General features: G+C 74.0%; 22 protein-coding genes. 13 read left to right on the forward strand and 9 right to left on the reverse strand.

The features are described 5' to 3' along the window. Positions 1–176: 176 nt before the first annotated feature. The 3 genes from ACQP1S_RS24090 to gltX all read left to right on the forward strand — a co-directional run bounded on the left by ACQP1S_RS24090 (position 177) and on the right by gltX (position 4330). The gene (locus ACQP1S_RS24090) at positions 177–1502 is read left to right on the forward strand and encodes a GH1 family beta-glucosidase (RefSeq protein WP_432899454.1); all 1326 of its coding nucleotides are present in this window, start codon (positions 177–179) and stop codon (positions 1500–1502) included. Next, the gene (locus ACQP1S_RS24095; protein WP_091238182.1) at positions 1499–2776 is read left to right on the forward strand and encodes an MFS transporter; all 1278 of its coding nucleotides are present in this window, start codon (positions 1499–1501) and stop codon (positions 2774–2776) included. The genes ACQP1S_RS24090 and ACQP1S_RS24095 overlap by 4 nt, the downstream gene beginning before the upstream one ends. 144 nt (positions 2777–2920) lie before the next feature. After that, on the forward strand, positions 2921–4330 hold the full coding sequence (gltX, locus tag ACQP1S_RS24100) for a glutamate--tRNA ligase (protein ID WP_432899458.1): 1410 nt from the start codon (positions 2921–2923) through the stop codon (positions 4328–4330). Between the two features lie 60 nt (positions 4331–4390). Here gltX and ACQP1S_RS24105 read toward each other — a convergent pair whose 3' ends face one another. Further along, entirely contained in the window at positions 4391–4993 is a 603-nt protein-coding gene (locus ACQP1S_RS24105; RefSeq protein ID WP_432899461.1) for a copper resistance CopC family protein, read from the reverse strand. A 222-nt stretch (positions 4994–5215) separates the two neighbouring features. Between ACQP1S_RS24105 and ACQP1S_RS24110 the strand changes: the two genes are divergently transcribed. Beyond that, positions 5216–5878 carry a hypothetical protein gene (locus tag ACQP1S_RS24110; protein WP_091238190.1) on the forward strand — a complete coding sequence of 221 codons (663 nt, stop codon included), beginning with the start codon at positions 5216–5218 and terminating at the stop codon, positions 5876–5878. A 120-nt stretch (positions 5879–5998) separates the two neighbouring features. Here the strand turns inward: ACQP1S_RS24110 and ACQP1S_RS24115 are convergent, their stop codons facing one another. Then, positions 5999–6343 carry a hypothetical protein gene (locus tag ACQP1S_RS24115; protein ID WP_363669395.1) on the reverse strand — a complete coding sequence of 115 codons (345 nt, stop codon included), beginning with the start codon at positions 6341–6343 and terminating at the stop codon, positions 5999–6001. A gap of 103 nt (positions 6344–6446) precedes the next feature. Continuing rightward, positions 6447–6986: a hypothetical protein gene (locus tag ACQP1S_RS24120; RefSeq protein ID WP_432899466.1), complete on the reverse strand. Its 540-nt coding sequence runs from the start codon at positions 6984–6986 to the stop codon at positions 6447–6449. A gap of 188 nt (positions 6987–7174) precedes the next feature. Between ACQP1S_RS24120 and ACQP1S_RS24125 the strand changes: the two genes are divergently transcribed. From ACQP1S_RS24125 to ACQP1S_RS24165, 9 genes are all read left to right on the forward strand, one after another. Next, positions 7175–8374, forward strand: a complete 1200-nt coding sequence (locus ACQP1S_RS24125) for a sensor histidine kinase (RefSeq protein ID WP_432899469.1) — start codon at positions 7175–7177, stop codon at positions 8372–8374. Beyond that, complete coding sequence (locus tag ACQP1S_RS24130; RefSeq protein WP_176738789.1) at positions 8371–9036, forward strand: response regulator; 666 nt, start codon at positions 8371–8373, stop codon at positions 9034–9036. The genes ACQP1S_RS24125 and ACQP1S_RS24130 overlap by 4 nt, the downstream gene beginning before the upstream one ends. A gap of 158 nt (positions 9037–9194) precedes the next feature. Then, a complete protein-coding gene (locus ACQP1S_RS24135; RefSeq protein WP_432899473.1) occupies positions 9195–10274 on the forward strand; it encodes a cellulose binding domain-containing protein in 1080 nt (359 codons plus the stop codon). 121 nt (positions 10275–10395) lie between these two features. Continuing rightward, on the forward strand, positions 10396–11580 hold the full coding sequence (locus tag ACQP1S_RS24140) for a PucR family transcriptional regulator (protein WP_176738813.1): 1185 nt from the start codon (positions 10396–10398) through the stop codon (positions 11578–11580). 135 nt (positions 11581–11715) lie between these two features. Then, positions 11716–12885: an acyltransferase domain-containing protein gene (locus ACQP1S_RS24145; RefSeq protein WP_432899476.1), complete on the forward strand. Its 1170-nt coding sequence runs from the start codon at positions 11716–11718 to the stop codon at positions 12883–12885. After that, positions 12882–13826: a beta-ketoacyl-ACP synthase III gene (locus ACQP1S_RS24150; protein ID WP_432899479.1), complete on the forward strand. Its 945-nt coding sequence runs from the start codon at positions 12882–12884 to the stop codon at positions 13824–13826. Before ACQP1S_RS24145 ends, ACQP1S_RS24150 begins: the two co-directional genes overlap by 4 nt. A gap of 76 nt (positions 13827–13902) precedes the next feature. Then, entirely contained in the window at positions 13903–14142 is a 240-nt protein-coding gene (locus ACQP1S_RS24155; protein ID WP_067313076.1) for an acyl carrier protein, read from the forward strand. Position 14143: 1 nt separating this feature from the next. After that, the gene (gene fabF / locus ACQP1S_RS24160; protein WP_432899483.1) at positions 14144–15370 is read left to right on the forward strand and encodes a beta-ketoacyl-ACP synthase II; all 1227 of its coding nucleotides are present in this window, start codon (positions 14144–14146) and stop codon (positions 15368–15370) included. 170 nt (positions 15371–15540) lie between these two features. Further along, positions 15541–16170 (forward strand): lipoprotein, encoded by a 630-nt coding sequence (locus ACQP1S_RS24165; RefSeq protein WP_432899486.1) that lies wholly within the window; start codon positions 15541–15543, stop codon positions 16168–16170. 88 nt (positions 16171–16258) lie between these two features. Here ACQP1S_RS24165 and ACQP1S_RS24170 read toward each other — a convergent pair whose 3' ends face one another. The 6 genes from ACQP1S_RS24170 to ACQP1S_RS24195 form a co-directional block, all read right to left on the reverse strand. Continuing rightward, positions 16259–17179, reverse strand: coding sequence for an ROK family protein (locus ACQP1S_RS24170; RefSeq protein ID WP_432899489.1), 921 nt, complete (start codon positions 17177–17179; stop codon positions 16259–16261). 100 nt (positions 17180–17279) lie between these two features. Beyond that, positions 17280–18731, reverse strand: a complete 1452-nt coding sequence (locus ACQP1S_RS24175; protein WP_432899493.1) for a lyase family protein — start codon at positions 18729–18731, stop codon at positions 17280–17282. Positions 18732–18740: 9 nt separating this feature from the next. Continuing rightward, a complete protein-coding gene (locus tag ACQP1S_RS24180; protein WP_432899496.1) occupies positions 18741–19751 on the reverse strand; it encodes an amidohydrolase family protein in 1011 nt (336 codons plus the stop codon). Next, positions 19748–20770 carry a creatininase family protein gene (locus ACQP1S_RS24185; protein ID WP_432899499.1) on the reverse strand — a complete coding sequence of 341 codons (1023 nt, stop codon included), beginning with the start codon at positions 20768–20770 and terminating at the stop codon, positions 19748–19750. The genes ACQP1S_RS24180 and ACQP1S_RS24185 overlap by 4 nt, the downstream gene beginning before the upstream one ends. Further along, the gene (locus ACQP1S_RS24190) at positions 20758–22539 is read right to left on the reverse strand and encodes an ABC transporter permease (protein WP_432899502.1); all 1782 of its coding nucleotides are present in this window, start codon (positions 22537–22539) and stop codon (positions 20758–20760) included. The genes ACQP1S_RS24185 and ACQP1S_RS24190 overlap by 13 nt, the downstream gene beginning before the upstream one ends. After that, positions 22536–23609, reverse strand: a complete 1074-nt coding sequence (locus tag ACQP1S_RS24195) for an ABC transporter ATP-binding protein (RefSeq protein WP_432899505.1) — start codon at positions 23607–23609, stop codon at positions 22536–22538. Before ACQP1S_RS24195 ends, ACQP1S_RS24190 begins: the two co-directional genes overlap by 4 nt. Positions 23610–23747: the final 138 nt, after the last annotated feature.

Raw genomic sequence — 23747 nt, forward strand, 5'->3', positions numbered from 1 at the left:
CTTCCCCCACTGAGGACATCCGCGATATTCCGCACTCTATGCGCTAAATCGGACTTACTGGGACGTGTTTGGAAAAAGACACGCCGAGAGCCCTTGCGCCCGCATTGCTTCGCACCTATAGCGCTCGCGGACTTCGCGCCCTAGAGTGCGAGCACGTTTCGCGTTTTGGAGGGTGGATGACGACCGCACCGATCCCCGGTTTCCCCGCCGGCTTCCGTTGGGGGGTGTCCACCTCCGCGTACCAGATCGAGGGGGGCGCCGACGCCGACGGCCGGGGACCATCCATCTGGGACACCTTCGCCCACACGCCCGGCCGGATCATCGACGGGAGCACCGGCGACGTGGCCTGCGACCACTACCACCGGCACCGGGAGGACGTCGCGCTGCTGGCCGGGCTCGGGGTCTCGGCCTACCGGTTCTCGATCGCCTGGCCCCGGGTGCGACCCGGCGGGACCGGCCCGGTCAACGCCGCCGGCCTGGACTTCTACGACCGGCTCGTCGACGACCTGCTGGCCGCCGGCATCGACCCGGTCGCCACCCTGTTCCACTGGGACCTGCCGCAGCCCCTGGAGGACACCGGCGGCTGGCTCAACCGGGACACCGCCGGCCACTTCGCCGAGTACGCCGACCTGACCGCCGCCCGCCTCGGCGACCGGGTGAAGCTCTGGATCACCCTCAACGAGCCGTTCATCCACCTGAGCCTCGGCCACGGCACCGGGGAGCACGCCCCCGGCCGGACCCTGCTCTTCGACTCCTTCCCGGCCGCCCACCACCAACTGCTCGGGCACGGGCTGGCGGTCGCCGCGCTGCGCGCCCACAGCACCGCGCCGGTGGCCATCGCCAACAACTACTCGCCGGTGGTCCGGCACGGCGACACCGACGCCGACCACGCCGCCGCGGCGGCGTACGACGCCCTGCACAACCACCTGTTCACCGACCCGTTGCTGGGCCGGGGCTACCCGGACGGCTTCGACCCGGGCGTGGTCCGCGACGGCGACCTGGCGGTGATCGCCGCGCCGCTCGACGTGCTCGGGGTCAACTACTACAACCCCACCGGGGTACGCGCCCCCGAGGCCGGCTCGCCGCTGCCGTTCGAGCTGGTCCCGCTGGAGGGGTACCCGCGTACCGCGTTCGACTGGCCGGTGGTCCCGGACGGCCTGCGCGACCTGCTCGTCGGGCTGCGCGACCGGTACGGCGACGCGCTGCCGCCGATCCAGGTCACCGAGGGCGGCTGCGCCTACGACGACGTCCCGGACGCCGACGGCCGGGTGTCCGACCCGGACCGGATCGCCTACCTCGACGGGCACCTGCGCGCCGTCCGGGCGGCGATCGACGAGGGCGTCGACGTGACCGGGTACTTCGTCTGGTCGCTGCTGGACAACTGGGAGTGGGCGGAGGGCTTCACCAAGCGCTTCGGCCTGGTGCACGTCGACTTCGCCACCGGGACCCGCACGCCCAAGTCCTCGTACGCCTGGTACCGATCCCAGGTCGGCCGGGAGTGACCACCGTCGACCCCACGCCGGCCTCGCTGCCGGCGGCGCTCGCCGACCCGGTCGTGCCGGTGCGGCGGAGCTGGATCGCGTTGATCTTCGCGGCCAACCTCGGGGTATGGATGGCCTTCTTCACCCCCATCCAGGTGTTGCTGCCCCAGCAGGTGGAACGGATCGCCCCGGACCACAAGGAGGCGATGCTGGCCGTCGTCACCGGGCTGGGCGCGCTCGCCGCGGTGCTGGCCAACCCGCTCGCCGGGGCCCTGTCGGACCGCACCTGCCTGCGCATCGGCGGACGGGAGTTCGGCCGCCGGCACGTCTGGACCGCCGGCGGCGCGGTGCTCGGCGCGCTGGCGCTGCTGCTGCTGGCCCGGCAGCAGACCATCGCCGGGGTGGCGCTGGGCTGGGTCGCCGCCCAGGTCTGCTTCAACGCGATGCTGGCCAGCCTCACCGCCGCCATCCCCGACCGGGTGCCGGTCGTCCAGCGCGGCGGCGTCTCCGGCTGGGTGGGCATCCCGCAGGCGCTCGGCCTGGTGCTCGGCGCGGTGCTGGTCACCGCCCTGGTCAGCGGCACCGTGCCGGGCTACACGGCGATGGCGCTGGTGGTGGTGCTGCTGTCGCTGCCGTTCGCGCTGCTCACCCGCGACGACCCGCTGCCCCGGGCACACCGCCCGCCGCTGCGGCTGCGCACGCTGGTCGCCTCGATGTGGATCGACCCGCGCCGGCACCCCGACTTCGCCTGGGCCTGGATCACCCGGTTCCTGGTCCAGATCGGCAACGCCCTGGGCACCCTCTACCTGCTGTACTTCCTCACCGACGGGGTGCGCTACCCCGACCCCGAGGGTGGCCTGCTGGTGCTGATCCTGCTCTACACCGTCGGCATGATGCTCACCGCCGTGGTGGCCGGGGTGCTGTCCGACCGGTCCGGCCGGCGCAAGGTCTACGTGATCGTCTCCGGGGTGGTGATGGCGGTGGCCGCGGTGCTGCTGGCGGTCGCGCCGACCTGGTCGATGGCGCTGGTCGCCGCCGTGCTGCTCGGTGCCGGCTACGGCGTCTACCTCTCGGTCGACGCGGCGCTGATCACCGAGGTGCTGCCGCGCGCCACCGACCGGGCCAAGGACCTCGGCGTGATCAACATCGCCAACTCCGCGCCCCAGGTGCTCGGCCCGGCGCTCTCCGCCCCGATCGTGGTGCACCTCGGCGGCTACCCGACGCTCTACGCGGTGACCGCCGTGGTGACCCTGCTCGGCAGCGCCCTGGTCCTCAAGATCCGCGGGGTCCGCTGAGCACCGGTCCGGTGGCGGGCCGGGGCCGGCGGCACCGGGCCGGGCGCGTGGCAGCGGCGGGCCGGCCCGCTGCCGCCGCGCGCCCGGCACCGGCGTCCGGCCCCCTGGGGAAACCGGGTCGCGCCCGGCCGTAGGCTGGGCGGCGTGACGGTACGCGTGCGATTCGCCCCTTCCCCGACCGGTATGTTCCACGTCGGCGGTGCCCGCTCGGCGCTGCAGAACTGGATCTACGCCAAGCAGCAGGGCGGGGTGTTCGTGCTGCGCGTCGAGGACACCGACGCCGCCCGCAACCGGCCCGAGTGGACCGAGGGCATCCTCTCCGCGTTGGACTGGATCGGCATCGCCCGGGGCAGCTACGAGGGCCCCTACTTCCAGTCGGCGTACGCCGGTGAGCACCGGGCCGCCGCCCAGCGGCTGCACGACGCCGGCCGGGCCTACTACTGCGACTGCACCCGGGAGGCGGTGCAGGCCCGCACCGGCTCGCAGTACCAGGGCTACGACGGCTTCTGCCGGGACCGGGGGCTGACCCCGGGCGAGGGGCGGGCGCTGCGCTTCCGCACCCCCGACGAGGGTACGACCGTGGTGGTCGACCTGATCCGGGGCGAGCCGACCTTCGAGAACAAGCTGATCGAGGACTTCGTCATCGCCCGGGGCGACGGCTCGCCGGTGTTCCTGCTCGCCAACGTCGTGGACGACATGACGATGGGGATCACCCACGTGATCCGGGCCGAGGAGCACCTGCCCAACACCCCGAAGCAGCAGCTGCTCTGGGACGCCCTGGGCGTCAAGCCGCCGATCTGGGCCCACGTGCCGGTGGTGGTCAACGAGAAGCGGCAGAAGCTCTCCAAGCGGCGCGACAAGGTGGCCCTGGAGGCGTACCGGGACGAGGGTTATCTCGCCGCCGCGATGCGCAACTACCTGATGCTGCTCGGCTGGGCGCCGTCGGGCGACCGGGAGATCGTGCCCTGGTCGGTGATCGAGGAGGAGTTCCGGTTGGCCGAGGTCAACCCCTCCCCCGCCTTCTTCGACGAGAAGAAGCTGCGCGCGTTCAACGGCGGGTACATCCGGGCCCTGCCGGTCGACGAGTTCGTGGCCGCCTGCCAGCCCTGGCTGACCGGCACCGACACCATCGCGCCGCCGCCGTGGCAGCCGGCGGAGTTCGACGCCGACGCGTTCGCCGCGGTGGCCCCGCTGGCGCAGACCCGGCTCGCGGTGCTCAGCGAGATCGTGCCGAACGTCGACTTCCTCTTCCTCGCCGAGCCGCTGATCGACGAGGCGGCCTGGGCGAAGGCGATGAAGGCCGGGGCGGCCGAACTGCTCGACGCGGCGATCGCCGGGTACGCAGCTCTCGACTCCTGGGACGCGGAGTCGCTGAAGTCGACGCTGGAGGCGGTCGGCGCGGAACGCGGCCTGAAGCTGGGCAAGGCGCAGGCACCCGTCCGGGTGGCGGTCACCGGCCGCACCGTCGGGCTGCCGCTGTTCGAGTCGCTGGAGGTGCTCGGTCGGGAGCGCAGCCTGACCCGGCTGCGCGCCGCCCGGCTCCGGCTGGTCTAGGGGCACCACGCCTCGCGTCAGGGCCCGCCGGTCACCGGCGGGCCCCTCGCCGTACCCCGGTCAGGGGCGGGCGGAGCGGCGGCGCAGGACCAGGCCGGTGGCGAGCGCCGCGAGCAGCACCAGGCCGCCGACCGCCCAGAGCCAGCCCCGGCCGGTGTCCCCGGTGTCGGCGGCGGCGACCGGGGTGGCCGACGGGGAGGCGGGTGCCGGGCTGCTCGGCGGCGTCGTTGTCGGGGCGGTGCTGGCCGACGGGGTGGCCGACGGGGGCGCGGCGGCGGTGCCGGTGGTGAGGGTGAACCGCACCTCCCCCTTGATCGGATGCCCGTCACTGGAGGGCAGTTGGTAACCGACGATGTAGAGGCCGGCCGCACCGGGCGAGAACGGCACGCTGACCCGGCTGCCGGAGAAGGCCGGCGCGCCACCGGCTGCCGGGATGTTGTCCGGTCCGACCACTGTGATCTTCGTCCGGCCCGGATCCAGTTTGGCCAGAAAGCGCAGCTCGACCTTGGCCGGCGCGGTGGCCACCTTGGCCCCGTTGACCGGGTTGCTCCCGGTGAGCGAGTTGTGTGCGAACGCTGGCGTCGCCGGCAGCAACGCCACGCCGAGCGCCACGCCGACGAGCACTGGCACCGCCCGCGCCAACCGTGGGACCCTGCCCCCCATGAAGCCCTCCGCAAAGGTACGATCCGCCCGCTGATCACGCGGCTGCCCATTGGTCGTTCCAGGATCGCAGATAGTTCCACATATTGTTCCCAGAGCTGCATCCGCGCGATGTTCCAGGGAGTCTATGAGGTGGGCCGGCGACACCCGGTCGATCACCGATGTCGACCGACCCGCACGTGACCCGCAGCACAGCCATCCATCGAACGGGGCGAGGAGGCGGCGATGGTCGAAAGGGTGAGGCGACTACTCGCAGTGGTTGCCATGGTCGTGGCGGCGGCGGTACTCACCACCGCCCCGACCGCGCAGGCGGCCGGGGCGCACCGGGCGGCGCCGAAGACGCCGCCCGCCGGGGTGGACATCACCGGCGTCGGGCTGACGGAGCCGTTGCGACTACGCGCCGACACCGCCCCGACCCAGGTGGTCGCGGTCATCGACCAGGTCAGCTGGTTCGGTCGCACCGGTGAGGCCAAGGGGCCCAAGCCGGCCGACCTCGGTCCGAAGTACACCATCGTGGTGCTCGCCGGGGACGTGCCCAAGCAGACGTACGACCTCTACCCGCTGGCCAAGGGCGGTCCCCGGGCCTTCCGCCCGGCCAAGCAGCCCGACCTGCGTAAGACCACCGCCGGCTGGTTCCTGGGCCGGCTCACCATGTCCGAGACGCTGCGCGCCGCCGGGGTGCCGCTGGAGCGACGGCTCGACACGGTCACCGGCGGCGTCGGCGGCGGCGACCGGACCCTCCCGGAGGACGGCCTGAACCCGGGCCGCGACCTCGACGACGCGATCGCCGAACTCCAGCGGTTGCTGCTGCTCAACGTCGGCGTGATGCTGGTGATCACCGTCGGCCTGGCAGGCATCGCCCTGCTGGTGCGCCGCCGCACCCGCTGAGGTCACGTCGCCGGCAGGGCCACGCAGCGGACCTGGTCACGCCGGTGACCGCAGATGGCCGGGCCGGTGACCGCAGTCGGCCCGACCGGTGACCGCAGGTGCCGGCGGGGAGTCAGCGGGTCAGCACCAGCGGTGTGGCGGGCGCTGGAGGCGCTGGGGGCGCCGGCCGGGCCGCACCGGGCCGTGCCGGTGGGCACCGGCCCAACCCGCCAGGTCGCTGCGGCAGGCCCGGATCGGCGCGTCCGGTTGCCCGGTCGGGCCCGGTTCCCCGGCAGCCGGCCCCTCGGTGGTCTCGGCGCTGCGCTGGCGGGGCAGCGCCGACTCGTCGTCAGCCCGCTCCGCCGCCCGACAGACCTGCTCCGTCGCCACCCGGCGGTGCGGGCGTGCCGCCCCCGGCTGGTCGTGGTGGCCCGGCCGGCAGGGCTCACCCTGGGCGCAGCCGTGTTCGGCCTCCCCGTGCGCCATCCCGGTCTCCTCACACTCGCGTCGCGCGCCGGGACGACACCCCGGCGCGGCAGTGCCACCGTACTGGCCGGCACCGACGCGTCGTGCAGCGCGTACCCCGGTCTCAGGACTTCGGTCGACGCGGGAAGATCGTCTCCCAGACCGGGAACGCGACCAGCCAGATCAGCAGCCCGACGGTGAGGCTGCGGATCCAGTTCGACAGCTCCCGGGTGCGCTCGGCGTCGCCGACGACGACGATCGCGGTGGCGAGCAGGGCGCACGCGACGGCCCAGCCGAGCAGGGCCTTCCCCCACTCCCGCCACTCGTGCCGGGCCCGCGCCCAGCCGTACCGGGGTGGCTTCACCGGCGGCGGCCCGCCCGCGAAGCGGTGGGCGAACCGCTGGTCCGTCCACCGGATCAGGGAGTGCCCGAACGCCACCGAGAAGCCGAGATAGATGGCGGCCAGCCCGTGGGTGGCGTCCGCGACGGCCCCCCGGCGCAGGTCCACCGCCGCCGCGACCAGCAGTACCAGGTCGACCAGCGGGACGCAGACCAGCAGCGCCGCGCCCCACCGGGGTCGCCGCAGCGGGTACCGGGCGACCAGCCCGGCGACGAGCAGCACCCAGAACCCGATCTCGCAGCCGATGATGACGGCCAGCAGCATGCCCACCTCCCCGTTCGGTTCCAGCGTGCCGGGGCGGACCGACGCCCACCTCACCGGCGGGGACGAGTTGCGGGTCCATCGTTCGACGGACCGGTGGCCCGGCGTACCCCCTTTGACGGACGGCCGGGCGGACGGTCTCCTGCGCAGGTCGGAGGGGACCGGCCCCGGGGTGTGATGGGATCGGGACCATGCGGATGCCGGGCTGGGCCGGCTCCGGCCGGCCGGGACGCGACCTGGCCCTGGCCGGGGCGTCCCTCGTCGGCGGCCTGGCGGTCTGGGGCGTCGGCCTGCAACCCCAGTTCCCCTGGGCGCCGCAGGTGTCGAGGGCGTGGTTCCTGCTGCCGCTGCTGGCGGTGAGCGGGGCCGTCGGGCTGCGCCGGGTGGCGACCCGGACCGGTCTGGCGGTGGGCACCGTGGCGGTGCTGGCCGACGCCGCGCTCGGCGTCTCGGTGGGCAGCACCGTGATCTACACCCAGGTCCTGTACGACTCGTGCGTGTACGGCCCGCCCCGGTTGCGGCGCTGGCTGCTGCGGGTCACCGTCGGGCTGAGTATCGGCAGCACCGCCCTCGGCCTGCTGGCCTGGGGTTGGCGGGGTGCCGCCGTCGGGGTGCCGTTCGCGCTGCTCGGGGTGCTGCCGGTGGTCACCGGGGTCAGCGTGCGGCAGTACCGGGACCAGGCGGCGGCCGAACGGGCCCGTGCCGAGCAGACCGCCCGGCTGGTCGAGCTGGACCGGCGGCAGGCGGTGCTGGCCGAGCGGGCCCGGATGGCCCGGGAGCTGCACGACGTGGTGGCCAACCACCTCAGCGCGGTGGCCCTGCACGCCACCGCCGTGCTGTCCGCCCCCGGGCTGGACCGGCCCCGGGTCGACGCGGCGCTGCGGGTGATCCGGGAGAGCAGCGTGCAGGGACTGGCCGAGATGCGGCAGCTCATCGGGCTGCTGCGGGAGCCGACCGTCGATCCGGTGGAGGAGGCCACCCGGGTGCGCCTGGACGAGCTGGACCGGTTGCTGGCCCGGATGACCGGGGCCGGCCTGCGGGTCCGGGCGACGGTCGAGGGCCGGCCCCGACCACTGCCGGTCGGGGTCGACCTGGCGGCGTACCGGATCGTGCAGGAGTCGTTGACCAACGCGCTGCGCCACGGCGGGGGCACGGCGGAGCTGACCGTGGCGTACCGGCCGACGGAGGTGGTGGTGACGGTGGAGAACCCGGTCCCCGACGGTGGGGACGGTGCCGGCCCGACGGCGGGCGGGGCGGGGCTGCCGGGCGGTGGCGCGGGGCTGGTCGGGATGCGGGAGCGGGCCATCCTGCTCGACGGGGAGTTCACCGGCGGCCTGCGGGACGGGTGCTGGCGGGTGCGGGCGACGCTGCCCACCGGGACGTCGCCGTGACCGCCCCGGTGCGGGTGGTGCTGGCCGACGACCAGGACGCGGTGCGCGCCGGTCTGGTGCTGATCCTGGCCGGGGCGCCGGAGATCGAGGTGGTGGGTGAGGCGGCCGACGGCGCGGCGGCGGTCCGGCTCTGCCGGGAGCTGCGCCCCGACGTCGCGGTGCTGGACATCCGGATGCCCCGGCTGGACGGGGTGTCCGCGACCCGGGAGATCGTCGCCGCCGGCACCGCCGAGGTGCTGGTGCTGACCACCTTCGACCTCGACGAGTACGTCTTCGGCGCGCTGCGCGCCGGGGCAGCCGGCTTCCTGCTCAAGGACACCGACGCGGCCGGTCTGGTGGCGGCGGTGCGCACGGTGGCCCGGGGTGAGGGGGTGATCGCCCCGACCCTGACCCGGCGACTGATCACTGCCTTCGCGGCGACCGCGCCGGGCGTCGGCGGGGCGGACCGGGCCGCCGTGGCCGCGTTGACGCCCCGGGAACGCGACGTGCTGGCCTGTCTGGGCGTCGGCCTGTCCAACCAGGAGATCGCGGACCGGCTGGCGGTGGCGGAGAGCACCGCCAAGACCCATGTCAGCCGGATCCTGGCGAAGTTGGCGCTGCGCAGCCGGGTGCAGGCGGCGATCCTGGCCCAGGAGTTGGCCCTGCCCGTGCCACCGCCATGATCCCGGACCGACTGCCCCCCATCCGCTAACATCGATCATCATCTATTGACGGCCCGCCAGGGCGGTCGTAGGGTGCGGTGCAGAACCGTGGGCTTCCAGTCGACGCCTGTCGTCCGACGCCGTGACCGGCCGGAGGTCCGCCGATCGGAGGAATGGCCATGATCGCGTCCAGGCGGTCCGTTCTCACGGCGAGCGGCATCCTCGCCGCCACCACCATCGTCGCCCTCGGCATGACCACGGTCGCCGGTGGCACGCCCGCCACGGCCACCACGGTCGGCGGGTGCACCGCGACGGTCCGGGTCGACTCCCAATGGGGCAGCGGCGCCAGCGGCGGCCAGGTCGTCACCTTCACCGTCGCGAACACCTCGTCGTCGACCGCCAGCCGGTGGACGGTCACCTGGCCGCTCGCCGACGGCCAGCGGATCGTGTCGTCGTGGAACACCTCGATCGGCGCGGCCGGCGGCACCGCGACCGCGACCAACACGTCGTACAACGGGGTGCTGACGTCGGGCGCGTTGACCACCTTCGGTGTCCAGCTCGCCGGCCCCACCTCGGCGCCGACGCCGGGCTGCGCCAACGACGCCGCCCCACCGACCACCGCCAGCCCGCCGAGCGGGGCCGACGTCACGGTCCGGGAGGCCGACAACCAGCGCACCGTCACCCTGTTCGTCGGGCAGACGCTGGGCGTGGCCCTGGCAGCCGACTACCTGCCGGTCACGGCCACCGGGGGCGCACTCACCCCCGTCTCGACCAGCGGCGGCTACCCGACCGGGCAGCCCCTCCTGGCGACGTTGCGTGCCGTGACGCCGGGCACTGCCGAGCTGACCACCCGCACCGACCACGCCTGCCTGCACGCCACCCCGCCGTGCGCCCTGCCGACCGTGCTGTGGACGGTGCGCATCACGGTCGTCGATCTGCCGCCGACCGACGCCGGGCAGACCGTCGTCGTCACCGCACCCGACAACCAGCGCGACCTCAGGCTGCGCGTCGGTGACACGCTCGTGGTGAGCCTGGCCAGCAACTACCTGCCCCCGACGGTCACCCCCGCCGGGGTCGTCGTGCCGCACGACGTGACCGGCGGCTACCCGACCGGCCAGCCGCTCGTCGCCCGCTACGTGGCCGCCGCCCCCGGGCAGGTCGACGTCGCCACCATCACCGACAACCTCTGCCGGCACCAGCCGACCCCCTGCCCGTCCCCCCAGGTGCGCTGGGTGGTGCACGTCACCGTCACGACCTGACCGCACGCCGCCGACCTGCGCCCCAGCGCCTGCGGGACCGTCCCGTGCGGGCTGCCCCGGAGCCGGCGTCGAGTCCCTGCTCAGGGCATGTCACGCTGGAGCGGTGAGCGAGTCGGGCGGGATGGGACTGACGGCCACCCTGCGCCGGATCGAACGGGCGGCGGGGGCGCTGGCCACGGCCAGCGTCACCCGGATGGACGAGAGCCTGCCCTGGTTCCGCGAGCTGCCGGCCGACCAGCGCTCCTGGGTGATGCTGGTGGCGCAGGCCGGCGCCCGGTCCCTGGTCGAGTGGCTGGGCTCCGGCGGCGGCACCACGGACAGCACCCAGGAGGTGTCGGACGAGGTGTTCGCCACCGCGCCGCTGGCCCTGGCCCGGTCGATCAGCCTCCAGCAGACGGTGGCGCTGATCAAGGTGACCATCGACGTGGTCGAGGAGCAGGTGTCGCACCTGGCCGCACCCGGCGAGGAGCAGCAGCTACGGGAGGCGGTGCTGCGCTTCTCCCGGGAGATCGCCTTCGCCGCCGCCCGGGTCTACGCCCGCGCCGCCGAGTCCCGGGGCTCCTGGGACGCCCGGTTGCAGGCGCTGCTGGTCGACGCCCTGCTGCGCGGGGACTCCCCCGACGTGCTGGCCAGCCGGGCCGCCGCGCTGGGCTGGGCCGACGCGCCACCGGTCGCGGTGGCGGTGGGCCGGTCCCCCGGCGGGGAGGTGACCGCCGTGCTGCACACCGTCTACCGGCACGCCCGCCGGATCGGGGTGGAGGTGATCGGCGGCGTACACGGCGACCGGCTGGTGATCGTGCTCGGTGGCGCGGCCGACCCGATGGCCGCCACCGAGAAGCTGCTTCCCGCGTTCGGCGAGGGTCCGGTGGTGGTCGGTCCCGCCGTACCCAGTCTGGACGAGGCGACGGACTCGGCGCGGGCCGCGCTGGCCGGCTACCGGGCGGCGCCGGCCTGGCCGACCGCGCCCCGGCCGGTGCCGGCGGCCGACCTGCTGCCCGAGCGGGCCCTCGCCGGTGACGCCGAGGCCCGCCGCCGGCTGCGCCACGACGTGTACGCCACCCTGGTACGCGCCGGCGGCGAGCTGTTGGAGACGTTGGACGCCTTCTTCGCCGCCGGCGGGACGCTGGAGAGCGCGGCCCGGGCGCTCTTCGTCCACCCCAACACGGTGCGTTACCGGCTGCGCCGGATCGCCGAGGTGACCGGGTTCTCCCCCCTGACCCCCCGGGACGCCTTCGCCCTCCAGGTGGCGCTGACGGTGGGCCGGTTGGATCCGATCGTCCCGCCCGGGGCGCCGAGCCAGAAATGACCCCGGCTGGCCGCTGAGCAGCACCGAACGGCGACGATCATCGCCGATGTTTGTAGGAAACCTCCAAGAGTTCTAGTGCGGTTTGGTGTCTGCCCGCACAGCGGATACCCCGGGGTATCGGGAAGAGTCATAGACGTGCTCGCCGTCCTCTCTCCCGGCCAGGGTTCCCAGAAGCCCGGCTTCCTGACCCCCTGGCTCGCGCTGCGTGGCGCCGAGTCACGGCTGCGCTGGTGGTCGGTGCCGGCCGGGGTCGACCTGGTGCGGCTCGGCACCGAGGCGGACGCCGACGAGATCCGGGACACCGCCCGCACCCAGCCGCTGCTGGTGGCCTCCGCGCTACTGGCGGCCGAGCACCTGCCCCTGCACGACGTGAACCTGGTCGCCGGGCACAGCGTCGGCGAGCTGGCCGCCGCCGCACTGGCCGGGGTGTTCTCCGCCGAGACGGCGATCACCCTGGCCGGGGTACGCGGCCGGGAGATGGCCGCCGCCTGCGCGCTGGCACCGACCGGGATGGCCGCCGTGCTCGGTGGCGACCCGGACGAGGTGCTCGCCGCTCTCGCCACCCACGGCCTGCACCCGGCCAACCGCAACGGTGGCGGCCAGGTGGTCGCCGCCGGCACGCTCGACGCCCTGGACAAGCTCGCCGCCGAGCCCCCGACGAAGACCCGGATCATCCGGCTCAAGGTCGCCGGGGCGTTCCACACCCCGCACATGGCCCCCGCCGAAGCGGCGCTGGCCGCCGTCGCCGCCGGGATCACCCCGTCGGACCCGGCCCGCATCCTGCTCTCCGACCTCGACGGGGCTCCCGTCCCGCACGGCCGGGAACTGGTCCACCGGCTGGTCCGGCAGGTCACCGCGCCGGTGCGCTGGGACCTGTGCATGCGTACGCTGGCCGACCTGGGGGTCACCGGCGTACTCGAACTCCCCCCGGCCGGCACCCTCGCCGGGCTGGTCAAGCGGGAGCTCAAGGCCACCGGCGCACCGGAGATCGTCACCCTGAACACCCCCGCCGACCTGCCCGCCGCCCGGGACCTGATCGCCCGGCACAGCGGCCCGCCCGGTCGCCGGCCGACGTCCCGCTCCCGGGTGGTCGTCGCCCCCGCCGTGGGCACCTTCGCCCCGGCGGAGGGCCTCACCGAGGGCACCGAGCTGAGCACCGGTCAGGTGCTCGGGCAGGTCGCCACCCGGCAGGGGCTGGTCGAGGTGACCGCCCACGACAGCGGCCCGCTCACCGAGTGGCTCGCCCACCAGGACGACCCGGTCGCGCCGGGCCGACCCATCGCCCGCATCGGAGGCCAGGCATGAGCGGCAGTCGGATCGTCGCCCTCGGGCACTACCAACCCTCCCGGGTGGTGACCAACAACGACATCGCCCAGTTCGTCGACACCAACGACGAGTGGATCAGGGACCGGGTCGGCATCGTCAGCCGGCGGATCGCCGACGGCGAGACGGTGGCCGACATGGCCGCCGCCGCCGCCGACAAGGCGCTGGCCAACTCGGGCCTCACCGCCGCCGACATCGACCTGGTGGTCGTCGCCACCTGTACGTCGATCGACCGCAGCCCCAACGTGGCCTGCCGGGTCGCCGCCAAGCTGGGCATCACCGCCCCCGGCGCGTTCGACCTCAACACCGCCTGCTCCGGCTTCGCCTACGCGCTGGGCACCGTCGACCACGCCATCCGGGCCGGCGCGTCCCGCAACGCCCTCGTCATCGGCGCCGAGAAGCTCTCCGACGTCACCGACTGGACGGACCGCTCCACCTGCATCATCTTCGCCGACGGCGCCGGCGCGGCGGTGGTCACCGCCACCACCGGCGACGAGCCGGCCGGAATCGGGCCGGTGGTGTGGGGCTCCGCGCCGGACAAGAGCGACGCGGTACGCATCGAGGGCTGGCGGCCGTACATCGCCCAGGAGGGGCAGTCGGTGTTCCGCTGGGCCACCACCGCGCTGGCCCCGCTGGCCCTCCAGGCGTGCGAGAAGGCCGGCGTCGACCCGTCCGAACTGGCCGCGTTCGTGCCGCACCAGGCCAACTCGCGGATCATCGACGGCATCGCCAAGCGGCTGAACATCCCGCAGGCGATCATCGCCAAGGACATCGTCGAGTCCGGCAACACCTCGGCGGCGAGCGTGCCGCTGGCCCTGTCCAAGCTGGTCGAGCGGCGGGAGGTGCCCTCGGGCGCCCCGGTGCTGCTGTTCGGCTTCGGCGGCGGCCTGACCTACGCCGGTCAGGTCATCCGCTGCCCCTGAAGACCCGCCGCGGTCGGCGACCGCGGCGCACCGCCATCCGGCGGAGAACAAACCCCGATGAGAGGAACCCACCGCAATGACCCGTGACGAGATCACCTCCGGCCTCGCCGAGATCCTCGAAGAGGTCGCCGGGGTGAACCCGGACGACGTGGCCGAGGGGAAGTCCTTCACCGACGACCTCGACGTCGACTCGCTCTCCATGGTGGAGGTCGTGGTCGCCGCCGAGGAGAAGTTCGGCGTCAAGATCCCGGACAACGAGGTGCAGAACCTGAAGACCGTCGGGGACGCCGTCAGCTTCATCGAGGCGCAGTCCTGATATGAGTCGCGTCGACGTCGTCGTCACCGGGCTCGGCGCGACCACCCCGCTGGGCGGGGACGTCGCGTCGACCTGGGACGCCATGCTCGCCGGCCGCTCCGGGGTGAGTCCGCTCACCCAGGAGTGGGCCGGCCAGCTCCCGGTCCGGATCGCCGCCCAGCTCGCGGTGGAGCCGACCGAGGTGCTGGACCGGGTGAAGCTGCGCCGGCTGGACCGCTCGGAGGCGATCGCGCTCATCGCGGCGCAGCAGGCCTGGGCGGACTCCGGGCTCGCCGACTCCGGGCTGGACCCGGAGCGGTTGGGCGCCAGCGTGGGCTCGGGCATCGGCGGTGCCCTGACCCTGCTCGCGCAGGACGACATCCTGGAGGCGTCCGGCCCGCGCCGGGTCTCCCCGCACACCATCCCGATGCTGATGCCGAACGGTCCCGCCGCCTGGGTGGGGCTGGAGCTGGGCGCGCAGGCCGGGGTGCACTCGGTGGCGAGCGCCTGTGCGACCGGCGCGGAGGCGATCGCGCTCGGCCTGGACATGATCCGCTCCGGCCGGGCCGACGTGGTGGTGGCCGGCGGCACCGAGGCGGTCATCCACCCGCTGCCGATCGCCGGGTTCAGCTCCATGCGGGCCATGTCGACCCGCAACGACGAGCCGGAGCTGGCCTCCCGCCCGTGGGACAAGAGCCGGGACGGCTTCGTCCTCGGCGAGGGTGCCGGGATCGTGGTGCTGGAGCGGGCCGACCACGCCGCCGCCCGGGGCGCGCACATCTACGCCCGGCTCGCCGGTGCGGGCATCACCTCCGACGGGTACGACATCGTCCAGCCGCACCCCGAGGGGGCCGGCGCGATCCGGGCCATCGCCAAGGCGATCGCCGACGCCGACGTGGCGAAGGCCGACATCGTGCACGTCAACGCGCACGCCACCTCGACCCCGGTGGGCGACCTGGCCGAGATCAAGGCGCTGCACCGGGCGCTCGGTGACCATCCGGTGCTGACCGCCACCAAGTCGATGACCGGGCACCTGCTCGGCGCGGCCGGCGCGTTGGAGTCGATCGCCACCATCCTGACCATCCGCGATGGTGTCATCCCGCCGACGATCAACCTGGACGACCCGGACGACGGCCTCGACATGGACGTCGCCGCGAACAAGGTCCGCCACCTGGACGTGCCGGCGGCGCTGAACAACTCGTTCGGCTTCGGCGGCCACAACGTCGCCCTGGTCTTCACCCGCCCCTGACCTCGGTCCCCGTCGCGGCGCGTGTCGCGCCGCGACGGGCCGGCGAGCCGCGACGCGGTCGGCCGTTCCCGGGCCGGGCGCGGCGGCGGGGCAGCACGGCGGGATCTCCGTTCGCTAGCATCCACCGGCCGTCACACCGGCGGCGAGATGTGAACGGGGACCCCAGACCGATGATCCGACGTACGGCCGCGCTGGCCGCACTCACCCTCACCCTGACCGCCGGCTGCGCCCGGGCCAGCACGGAGGACCAGAAGGCCTCGCCCGCGCCGTCGGCCAGCCCGACCGCCTCGCCGGTCGTCGCCGGCCCACCCTGGTACGACGACGTCGCCCCGGCCACCGCCGCCACCACGGTCGGCCCCGAGGGCAGCGCCTGCACGCTGTCGATGACGTTCTCGGTGCCGGCGAAATGGAAGGCCAAGGCGGTGAAGGGTGGGGCCGAGTTCACCCTCGGCCCGGCCGTGCCGCTCTGCGAGATCGACGCGAAGCCCGCCGGGAACATCGGTTTCCTGCGGGTCTGGCAGATCACCGGGGCCACGCCGCTGAACCCGCAGGACACGGTGGACAAGTACCTCGCCGCGTTCGACACTCCGAAGGAGCAGCAGTACCGGCGGACGAAGGCCGGCCCGCTGGACGCCTTCGAGGCCACCTGGACCGAGGACGGCGAACGCAAGCGGGCGATCCTGGTGTCCACCCTGTACGGCAAGCTGATGATCACCCTCGGCGGCCTGGACACCGAGGAGTTCGAGGCGATGCTGCCGGCGTACCAGTTGGTCAAGTCGAGCGCCAACCTGCCGAAGTGAACACCGGGGCGTCCGGCCCGCCCCCTTCGCGGGCCGGACGCCCCGGCCGACCGGTCCGCCCCTCGCGGCCGGACGCACAGCTGGCCGGTCAGCGGGTCGCCGGCACCGCTTCCCGGGCCAGGGTGACCGCGCCGAGCAACGCCGCGTCGTCGGCGAACCGGGACAGCACCACGTCGGGGCGGTGCGGCAGCACCTCGGCCAACCGGTCGACGAGCAGCCCCCGGATCAGGGTGCTGCCGGCGACCCCGCCGACCAGCACCACCCGCTGCGGATCGAGCAGCAGGCAGCAGGTGACCAGGTGCCGGGCCAGCTCGTCGACCCGGGCGGTGAGCGCGTCCCGGGCCGCGCCGGGCAACTCGGCGGCGGCGGCCAGCCCGGCCGCCTGCCCGGCCACCCCCAGTTCGTCGGCCAACCGGTCCAGCGCCCGGCCGGAGAAGTCCAGCTCCAGCATGGTGCCGGGCCACGGGCCACCGGCCACCGCATACCCGATCTCGCCGGCCGCGCCCCGGTGACCGGCGAGCACCGCGCCGCCCACGGTGACGGCCGCCGCCACACCGGTGCCGATCCCCACCACCAGGCCGGGGTCGGCGTCGCGCAGGGCACCGAGCCGCAGCTCGGCCAGGGCGGCGGCGTTCAGGTCGTTGTCCACCGCCACCCGGGACACCCCGAGGGCGTCGGAGACGGCGTCGGCCAGTCGCAGCCGTTCCCAGCCGGGCACGTTGGGGGCCAGGTCGATGCCGTCGGGGCGCACCACCCCCGGTGAAGCCACGCCGGCCGCCACGAGCGGCCCGCCGACCTCGGCGACCAGCGCGGCGGCCAACTCCAGGGCCCGGTCCAACGCCTGCGGGGCACCCCGCTCGGCGTGCGTGGCGATCCGCTTGTGGGCCAGCAGCCGACCGGTGCCGTCGGCCACCCCGACCGCCATCTTGGTCCCGCCGAAGTCGATGCCGAGCAGCAGTTCGGCGGTGCGGGTCCCGGCGTCGGCCCGGCCGGCCAGCCGCACGGTCACCTGGTCCACCGTCGCCGCCGCACCCGGTTCGCCGGTCGCGTCCGCGACGGTGTCCCCGGTCGGGCAGGCGGACGGACTTCGGATCGCCCACTCGACGCGCTCATCGGCCGGCCACCTCGGCGGCGACCGTGTCCAGCGCCTCGTCGGCGCGGGCCAGCCGGTCGCGGATCGCGGCGAGGCGGTCGGCGACACCGGTGAACGCGACCCGCAGGGTGCCGACCTGGGCGCGGACGGCGGCGGCTCCCGGCCCGTCCACCTGCACCCGGTCCAGCACCAGGTCGGGGCGGACGGCGGCGGCGATCAGGTCGGCGACGGCATCGTCGGTCAGCCGGTCGGTGAGCCCCTCGGCGGCGGCCCGGACCCCGTCGGCGGTCCAACTGTCCGGCGCACCGGCCCGGACCAGCCGCCCGACGACCGAGTGGGCGGCCCGGAACGGCACCCCGTGCCGGGTCAACGCGTCGGCCGCCGCGGTGGTGGTGGCCCCGGACGCGACGATCTCCTCGCGGCTGGGCGGGTTCAACGGCTCCAACTCGGCGAGGAAGCCGCCGACCAGGGCGAAGAACCGGTCCGCCCGGTCGTTGCTGTCCCAGAGCCGGACCTGCACGTCGGTGGTGGCGTTGTTGGAGTCCTCCCACCAGGCCGCCCCGACGTTGTTGAGCACCGACGCGGCGTCGGCGGCGCTCGCACCGGCCATCGACACCAGGTGCTCCAGCACGACCGGGTTGCGCTTCTGCGGCATGATGCTGCTGCCCTGGGTGAAGTCGCCGGGGGTGGCCACCCACTGCCAGGTCAGCCAGTCCATCAGGGTGCGGGCCAACCGGGCGCCGGTGGCCAGGGCCTGGGCGTTGAGGGTGCCCACCCGGACCAGGTGATCGGCCCCGGCGACCGCCTCGTACGAGTTGGTGACCAGGCCGTCGAAGCCGAGCAGTTCGGCCACCCGGGCCGGGGCGATGGCCAGGTCGGTGCCGGCGAACGCGCAGGAGCCCAACGGCGAGACGTTGAGCTGGTCGATCAGGTCGGCGTACGCGGCAGCCTCACCGGCCAGCGCCTCGGCGTAACCGGCCAGGGCGTGCCCGATGGTGGTGGGCTGGGCCGGCCGGCGGTGGGTGTAGCCGGTGATCACCACGTCGGCGTACCGGTCGGCGGCGTCCAGCGCGGTCCGGCCGGTGGTCAGCACCCGGTCCAGCACATCGAGCAGTTGGCCGCGCAGGAGCATCCGGAACACCCCGGCGTCCAGGTCGTTGCGGCTGCGGGCCATCTGCACGTCCAGTTCGGACGGGGGCACGCCGCACGCCTCGGCGAGCTTCTTCTCGAGCAGGTAGTAGGTGTCCTCGAAGCTGCCGTCGAACGCCGGGGCGGGGGTGGTGTCGGCGCGCAGGGCGGCCAGCCCGCGCAGCAGCCGGGCACCCCGCTCGGCGGGGACGAGCCCCTGCTCGGTCAGCATCACCACGTGTGCCTGGCTGGCGCGCACCATCGCCGGGTAGAGCTGGCCGACGTGGTGGTCGTAGGTCGGGGCCAGGTGGTGCCGCTGGTAGGTGGTCAGCTCGCTCATGGCGGTTCCTTACTTCCTTCCGGGCCGGGACGCGGCGCGTGGGCCGGGTCCCGGGTTCTCGGCTGGTCGGTCGGTCAGGCCCAGCAGCCGTTCGGCGTTGCCGGCGAAGATCGCGCGGAGGTGGTCGTCGGGCATCCCCAGCTCGCGGCAGACCCGCAGCTGGTCGTCGAGGTAGCGGGTGACGTAGCCGCGCGGGAACCACGACGAGTCGCTGCCGTACACGATGCGCTGCGGGCCGATCGTCTCGTAGCAACGGCGGAACAGGTCCTCCAGCGTCAGCTTGTACGGCATCCAGCGCACCCACTGGTTGGAGCCGGAGGTGTCGACGTGGATGTTGGGGCAGCCCCAGGCGGCGAAGAGCAGATCCTGCACGTGCTGGACGCCGAAGTGCGGCACCACCACGTGCAGCTCGGGGAAGCGGCGGGCCATCCGGGCCAGCTCGTCGGGGTTGCCGTACCGGCCGAAGGAGAGGCCACCGGCGCTGCCGTAGTGGCCGATGTGGATCAGCACCGGCACGCCGAGGCGCTGGGCGGTGGACCAGAGCGGGTCCAGGTCGGTGTGGTCCAGCGGGCCGCGCAGCAGCGGGGCGAACAGCTTCAACCCGCGCAGGCCCCGTTCGGTCACCGCGCGTTCCAGCTCGTCGGCGGCCCCCGGCGAGTACGGGTCGTGGTGGGCGAAGCCGAGCAGCAGGTCCGGGTGGCGGTCGACCACGTCGGCGACGGTGTCGTTGCCGCCGCCGGTGACGAAGACGGCCCGCCGCACCTGCACCGCGCGCAGCTCCTCGGCCCACCGGTCGGCCTCGTCCTGCCAGCGCGGGGCGGGCGGCTCGGGGTCGGGGAAGCTCCACGCCTGCCGCCACGCCCGCGCGTACGGGGCGGAGCCAGCGGCCCGGACGGCCCGTTCGTGCTCCCCGCCCGGGTGCATCCCGGCGGCGTCCTCACAGGCGTGGATCGTCTCGTCGGTGCCGATCCGGAAGTGCAGGTGGAAGTCGACGATGTCGAGTCCCCGGTCCACGCTCATCGCACTCCCCCGGTCGATCCGTCCGCCGCCGCGGCACCGCTCGGCGCCGGGCCGTCCGCCGTCGGGGCCGGGCGGTCCGTGGTCGGGGCCGGGCCGTCGGCCGTCGCGCCCGGGAGCGGGTCGGTGGTGGGTGGGGCCGGCGGTGGGGCGGCCACCCAGGCGGCGACGATCTCCCGCAGCCGCGCGCCGGCCGTGGCGCGGACCTGACGGCCGGCCGCCTCGGAGGCCAGCGAGATGTGCCCGGACCAGCCCTGCCAGGGGTCGGGACGGGACTCGACCAGCACGTACGGGTGGCCGACCGGCAGCTTCGGCTTCGGCGGCAGGTCGGCCACGGCGTCGAGGCGGACCGCGCCGGGATCGAACCCGAGCACCCCGGAGGTCTCGTACGCGCCGCCGTGCCCACGGGCGGTCAGCGGCCCGTACAGGTCGGTGGTCTCCGCCGGGGTGACCAGTTGGAACCAGTTGACCAGCAGCAGGCTGGCGGTGCGCCGGCCGGAGACCCATTCCATCGCGGCCCGCACGGTGGACATGTTGGCGTCGTGGCCGTTGACGATCAGCAGCCGGGGGAAGCCGGCGGCGACGATCCCCTCGATCACGTCGGCGAGGTAGCCGACGGCGATCTCCGGCCGGATCGACACCGTCCCCGGCCAGGGTCGGGTCTGCCCCGGGCAGGCCGCGTACGGCACCGCCGGGAAGAGCACCCCGCGCGGCCCGGGGAAGCCGGTGGCCGCATCCCCGGAGGAGCCGCCGGCCGACGCGGCAGCGCCACCGGCCCCGGCGGTCGGATCGGATGTGCCACCGGCCCCGGCGGTCGGGCCGGACCCGCCGCCGGCCTCGGCGGCGAAGCCTTCGGCGAGGATCAGGTCGGTGCCCAGCGGCAGGTGCGGACCGTGCCACTCGACGGCGCCGACGGGCAGCACCGCGTAGTCCGCCGCCGCCGCGACGGCGGCCAGCTCACCGCCGGGGATCCGGGTGGCGGGCAGCAGCCCACCGCCGGCCGGCCAGGTCACGCCGTCCACTTCACTGCCTCCCGGGCGGCCCGGCCGCCGTTCTGCAAGCGGCCGGAGAACACCATCACGATGAAGATCAACACCACCTGGAGCATGCCGTACGCGGCGGCGGTGCCGACCTCGAACGAGTACATCCGGTTGTTGATCTCGACCGAGATGGGTGCCGTCTCCGAGGTGTAGATCAGCACCGAGGCGACGAACTCGCCGACCCCGTTGACGAAGGCGAGCAGCGCGCCGGCCAGCACACCGGGCAGCATCAGCCGCAGGGTGACCGTGCCGAACGCCCGCCACCAGGGGGCCCCGAGGTTGCGGGCGGCCTCCTCCAGCGACGGGTCCAGCTGGGCCAGCGTCGCCGAGCTGGACCGGAACACCAGCGGCAGGAACCGCACGAAGTACGCCAGCGGCATGATCCAGAAGGTGCCGATCAGCACCTGGCCGAAGCTGAACGCGTTGCCGGTGCTGAACGCCGAGATCAGGTTGATCGCCACCACCGTGCCGGGCAGCGCCCAGGCCAGCATGACCGCCACGTCGAGCAGCCCGCGCCCCCGGAAGTCGAGCCGGCGCACCGCGTACGCGATCAGCACGCCGACCACCACGCAGCCCACCGTGGCGAGCACGCTCATCCGCAACGAGTTGAGGATCGGCCGGTACGCGCCCGGGTCGGAGAAGATCGTGACGAAGTTCTGCATGGTGTACTCCGACGGGATCACCTCGGTGGTCCACGAACCGTCCCGGGAGAAGGCGACCAGCGCGATGGTCGCCACCGGGGCGAGCAGCACCAGGGTGGCCAGCACCGAGGCGGTCAGCGCCAGCCACTTGCCCAACGGGTTGGTGATCTCGCGGCGGTGCGAGGCGACGCCCTTGGACTGGGAGCGGTAACTGCGCCGCCCCTCGTACCAGCGCATGCCGAGCAGGAACAGCACCGAGGCCACCGCGAGCACCGAGGCGTAGGTGGAGGCCATCGGCAGGTCGCCGTTGGTGCGGTTGATGTAGATCTGCATGGTCATCGTCCGGTCCACCCCGAACAGCAACGGCGCGGTGTACGACGCCAGCGACGTCATGAAGACCAGCAGCGACGCGGAGACCAGGGCCGGGGTGAGCATCGGCAGCAGCACGGTGCGCCAGACCCGGACCCGGCTGGCACCCAGGTTGTAGGCCGCCTCCTCCACCGACGGGTCCATCCCGGTCAGCGCGGCGGACGCGGCGAGGTAGAAGAACGGGTACATGGTGAAGGTGTGCACCACCAGCACCCCGCCGATGCCGGTGAACGGGAGCACCGGGTTCTCGGTGCCGAGCAGGTGTTGCAGGCCGCGCGGCAGGATGCCGGTCTCGCTGTAGAGCAGCTGGAACGAGATCGCCCCGATCAGCGGCGGCAGCGCCGCCGGCACCAGGATGATCGCCTCGATCAGCCGCCGGCCGGGGAAGGAGAAGCGCTTGAGCAGGAAGGCCATCGCCACCCCGACGATCCCGCAGAGCAGCACGCTGGCCGCCGAGATCATCAGTGAGGTGAGCAGCGCCGACCGGGCCACCCCGGTGCCGGTGACGAACTCGGAGTAGTTGGCCACCCCGTCCACCCCGACGCTCTCGGCGAAGGTGGCGAACATCGGCTGCACCACGTAGCCGAAGAGGATCAGCACCAGCGGGAAGACCAGCAGGTACGGGAACCAGGGCGAGTTGGCGTTGAGGCCGCGCCGGGGCCGGCCGGCCTTCGGCGGGGCGGGGTCCGTGGTGACCGGCGGCACGGTGGCCGGGCTCGGCGTGGCGGGAATGGTACTCATGGGCGCACCACCCACATCCGTTCCCGGTTCAGCCGCAGCCCGACCTGGTCACCGACGGCGGTCCCGGCCGGGACGTCGATCGCGGCGACCTGCACCGGCTCGCCGGCCACCTCGACCACGAGGTTGGTGGCCATGCCGGTGAACTCCACCTCGGTCACCCGGCCGGTGAGCGCGCCGGCCTCGGTGGGCGAGGTGAGCCCGAGGTGCTCGGGGCGTACCGAGACCAGGGCGGTGTCCCCGGCGCGCAGGCCGTGGTCGGCGGGGGCGGTGACGGCGGTCTCGCTGCCGTCGGGCAGCCCCACGGTGACCGTCTCGGCGGCGGCGGTGACCACCGGCAGGTCGAGCACGTTGCTGCGGCCGATGAACCGGGCCACGAAGGCGGTCGCCGGCCGGTGGTAGATCTCCTGCGGGGCGCCGATCTGCCGGACCCGACCGGATTCCATCACGGCGATCCGGTCGGACATCGCCATCGCCTCGGCCTGGTCGTGGGTGACGTAGATGGCGGTGGTGCCGGCCTCCTGCTGGATGCGCCGGATCTCCACCCGGGTCTCCTCGCGCAGCTTGGCGTCGAGGTTGGACAGCGGCTCGTCCAGCAGCAGGGTACGCGGCCGGATGACCAGCGCGCGGGCCAGCGCCACCCGCTGCTGCTGGCCACCGGAGAGCTGGTCGATCCGGCGGTCGCCGTAGCCGGCGAGGTGGACCTGGCCGAGCGCCTCGTCGATCCGCCGGGCGGACTCGGCCCGCCCCACCTTGCGGATCTTCAGCCCGTACGCGACGTTCTGCGCGACGGACATGTGCGGGAAGAGGGCGTAGTTCTGGAACACCATCCCGGTGTCGCGCTTGTTCGGCGGCCGGTGGGTGACGTCCTCGGTGCCGAACCGGATCCGCCCCGAGGTGGGGAAGTAGAACCCGGCCACCATCCGCAGGGTGGTGGTCTTGCCGCAGCCGCTCGGACCGAGCAGGGTGAAGAACTCCCCGGCGGCGATGCTGATGTCGACGTCGTCGACGGCAGCGGTGTCGCCGGCACGCGCGAAGCGCTTGCTCACCGACTCCAGCGTGACATCGATCATGATGTCCTCTCCTTCATGCGGTACCGGCCTGGCCGGGCGGGCGGGGGTGCGGGGACCGGGCCGGTGGGCACGGGGTACGGATCACGGGGGGACGCCGTCGGGCCGTCGCCGCAGCGATGGGAGCGAGTTCCGGTCGGG

The organism is Micromonospora matsumotoense (assembly GCF_050951065.1).
GTDB lineage: Bacteria > Actinomycetota > Actinomycetes > Mycobacteriales > Micromonosporaceae > Micromonospora > Micromonospora matsumotoensis.

Coding starts and splice junctions, on each gene's coding strand:
- ACQP1S_RS24105 (WP_432899461.1), bottom strand. CDS start 4,993: ATGGGGGGCAGGGTCCCACGGTTGGCGCGGGCGGTGCCAGTGCTCGTC.
- ACQP1S_RS24190 (WP_432899502.1), bottom strand. CDS start 22,539: ATGAGTACCATTCCCGCCACGCCGAGCCCGGCCACCGTGCCGCCGGTC.
- ACQP1S_RS24165 (WP_432899486.1), top strand. CDS start 15,541: ATGATCCGACGTACGGCCGCGCTGGCCGCACTCACCCTCACCCTGACC.
- ACQP1S_RS24180 (WP_432899496.1), bottom strand. CDS start 19,751: ATGAGCGTGGACCGGGGACTCGACATCGTCGACTTCCACCTGCACTTC.
- ACQP1S_RS24110 (WP_091238190.1), top strand. CDS start 5,216: ATGGTCGAAAGGGTGAGGCGACTACTCGCAGTGGTTGCCATGGTCGTG.
- ACQP1S_RS24125 (WP_432899469.1), top strand. CDS start 7,175: ATGCGGATGCCGGGCTGGGCCGGCTCCGGCCGGCCGGGACGCGACCTG.
- ACQP1S_RS24115 (WP_363669395.1), bottom strand. CDS start 6,343: ATGGCGCACGGGGAGGCCGAACACGGCTGCGCCCAGGGTGAGCCCTGC.
- ACQP1S_RS24135 (WP_432899473.1), top strand. CDS start 9,195: ATGATCGCGTCCAGGCGGTCCGTTCTCACGGCGAGCGGCATCCTCGCC.
- ACQP1S_RS24140 (WP_176738813.1), top strand. CDS start 10,396: ATGGGACTGACGGCCACCCTGCGCCGGATCGAACGGGCGGCGGGGGCG.
- ACQP1S_RS24090 (WP_432899454.1), top strand. CDS start 177: ATGACGACCGCACCGATCCCCGGTTTCCCCGCCGGCTTCCGTTGGGGG.
- ACQP1S_RS24195 (WP_432899505.1), bottom strand. CDS start 23,609: ATGATCGATGTCACGCTGGAGTCGGTGAGCAAGCGCTTCGCGCGTGCC.
- ACQP1S_RS24120 (WP_432899466.1), bottom strand. CDS start 6,986: ATGCTGCTGGCCGTCATCATCGGCTGCGAGATCGGGTTCTGGGTGCTG.
- ACQP1S_RS24155 (WP_067313076.1), top strand. CDS start 13,903: ATGACCCGTGACGAGATCACCTCCGGCCTCGCCGAGATCCTCGAAGAG.
- fabF (WP_432899483.1), top strand. CDS start 14,144: ATGAGTCGCGTCGACGTCGTCGTCACCGGGCTCGGCGCGACCACCCCG.
- ACQP1S_RS24175 (WP_432899493.1), bottom strand. CDS start 18,731: ATGAGCGAGCTGACCACCTACCAGCGGCACCACCTGGCCCCGACCTAC.
- ACQP1S_RS24150 (WP_432899479.1), top strand. CDS start 12,882: ATGAGCGGCAGTCGGATCGTCGCCCTCGGGCACTACCAACCCTCCCGG.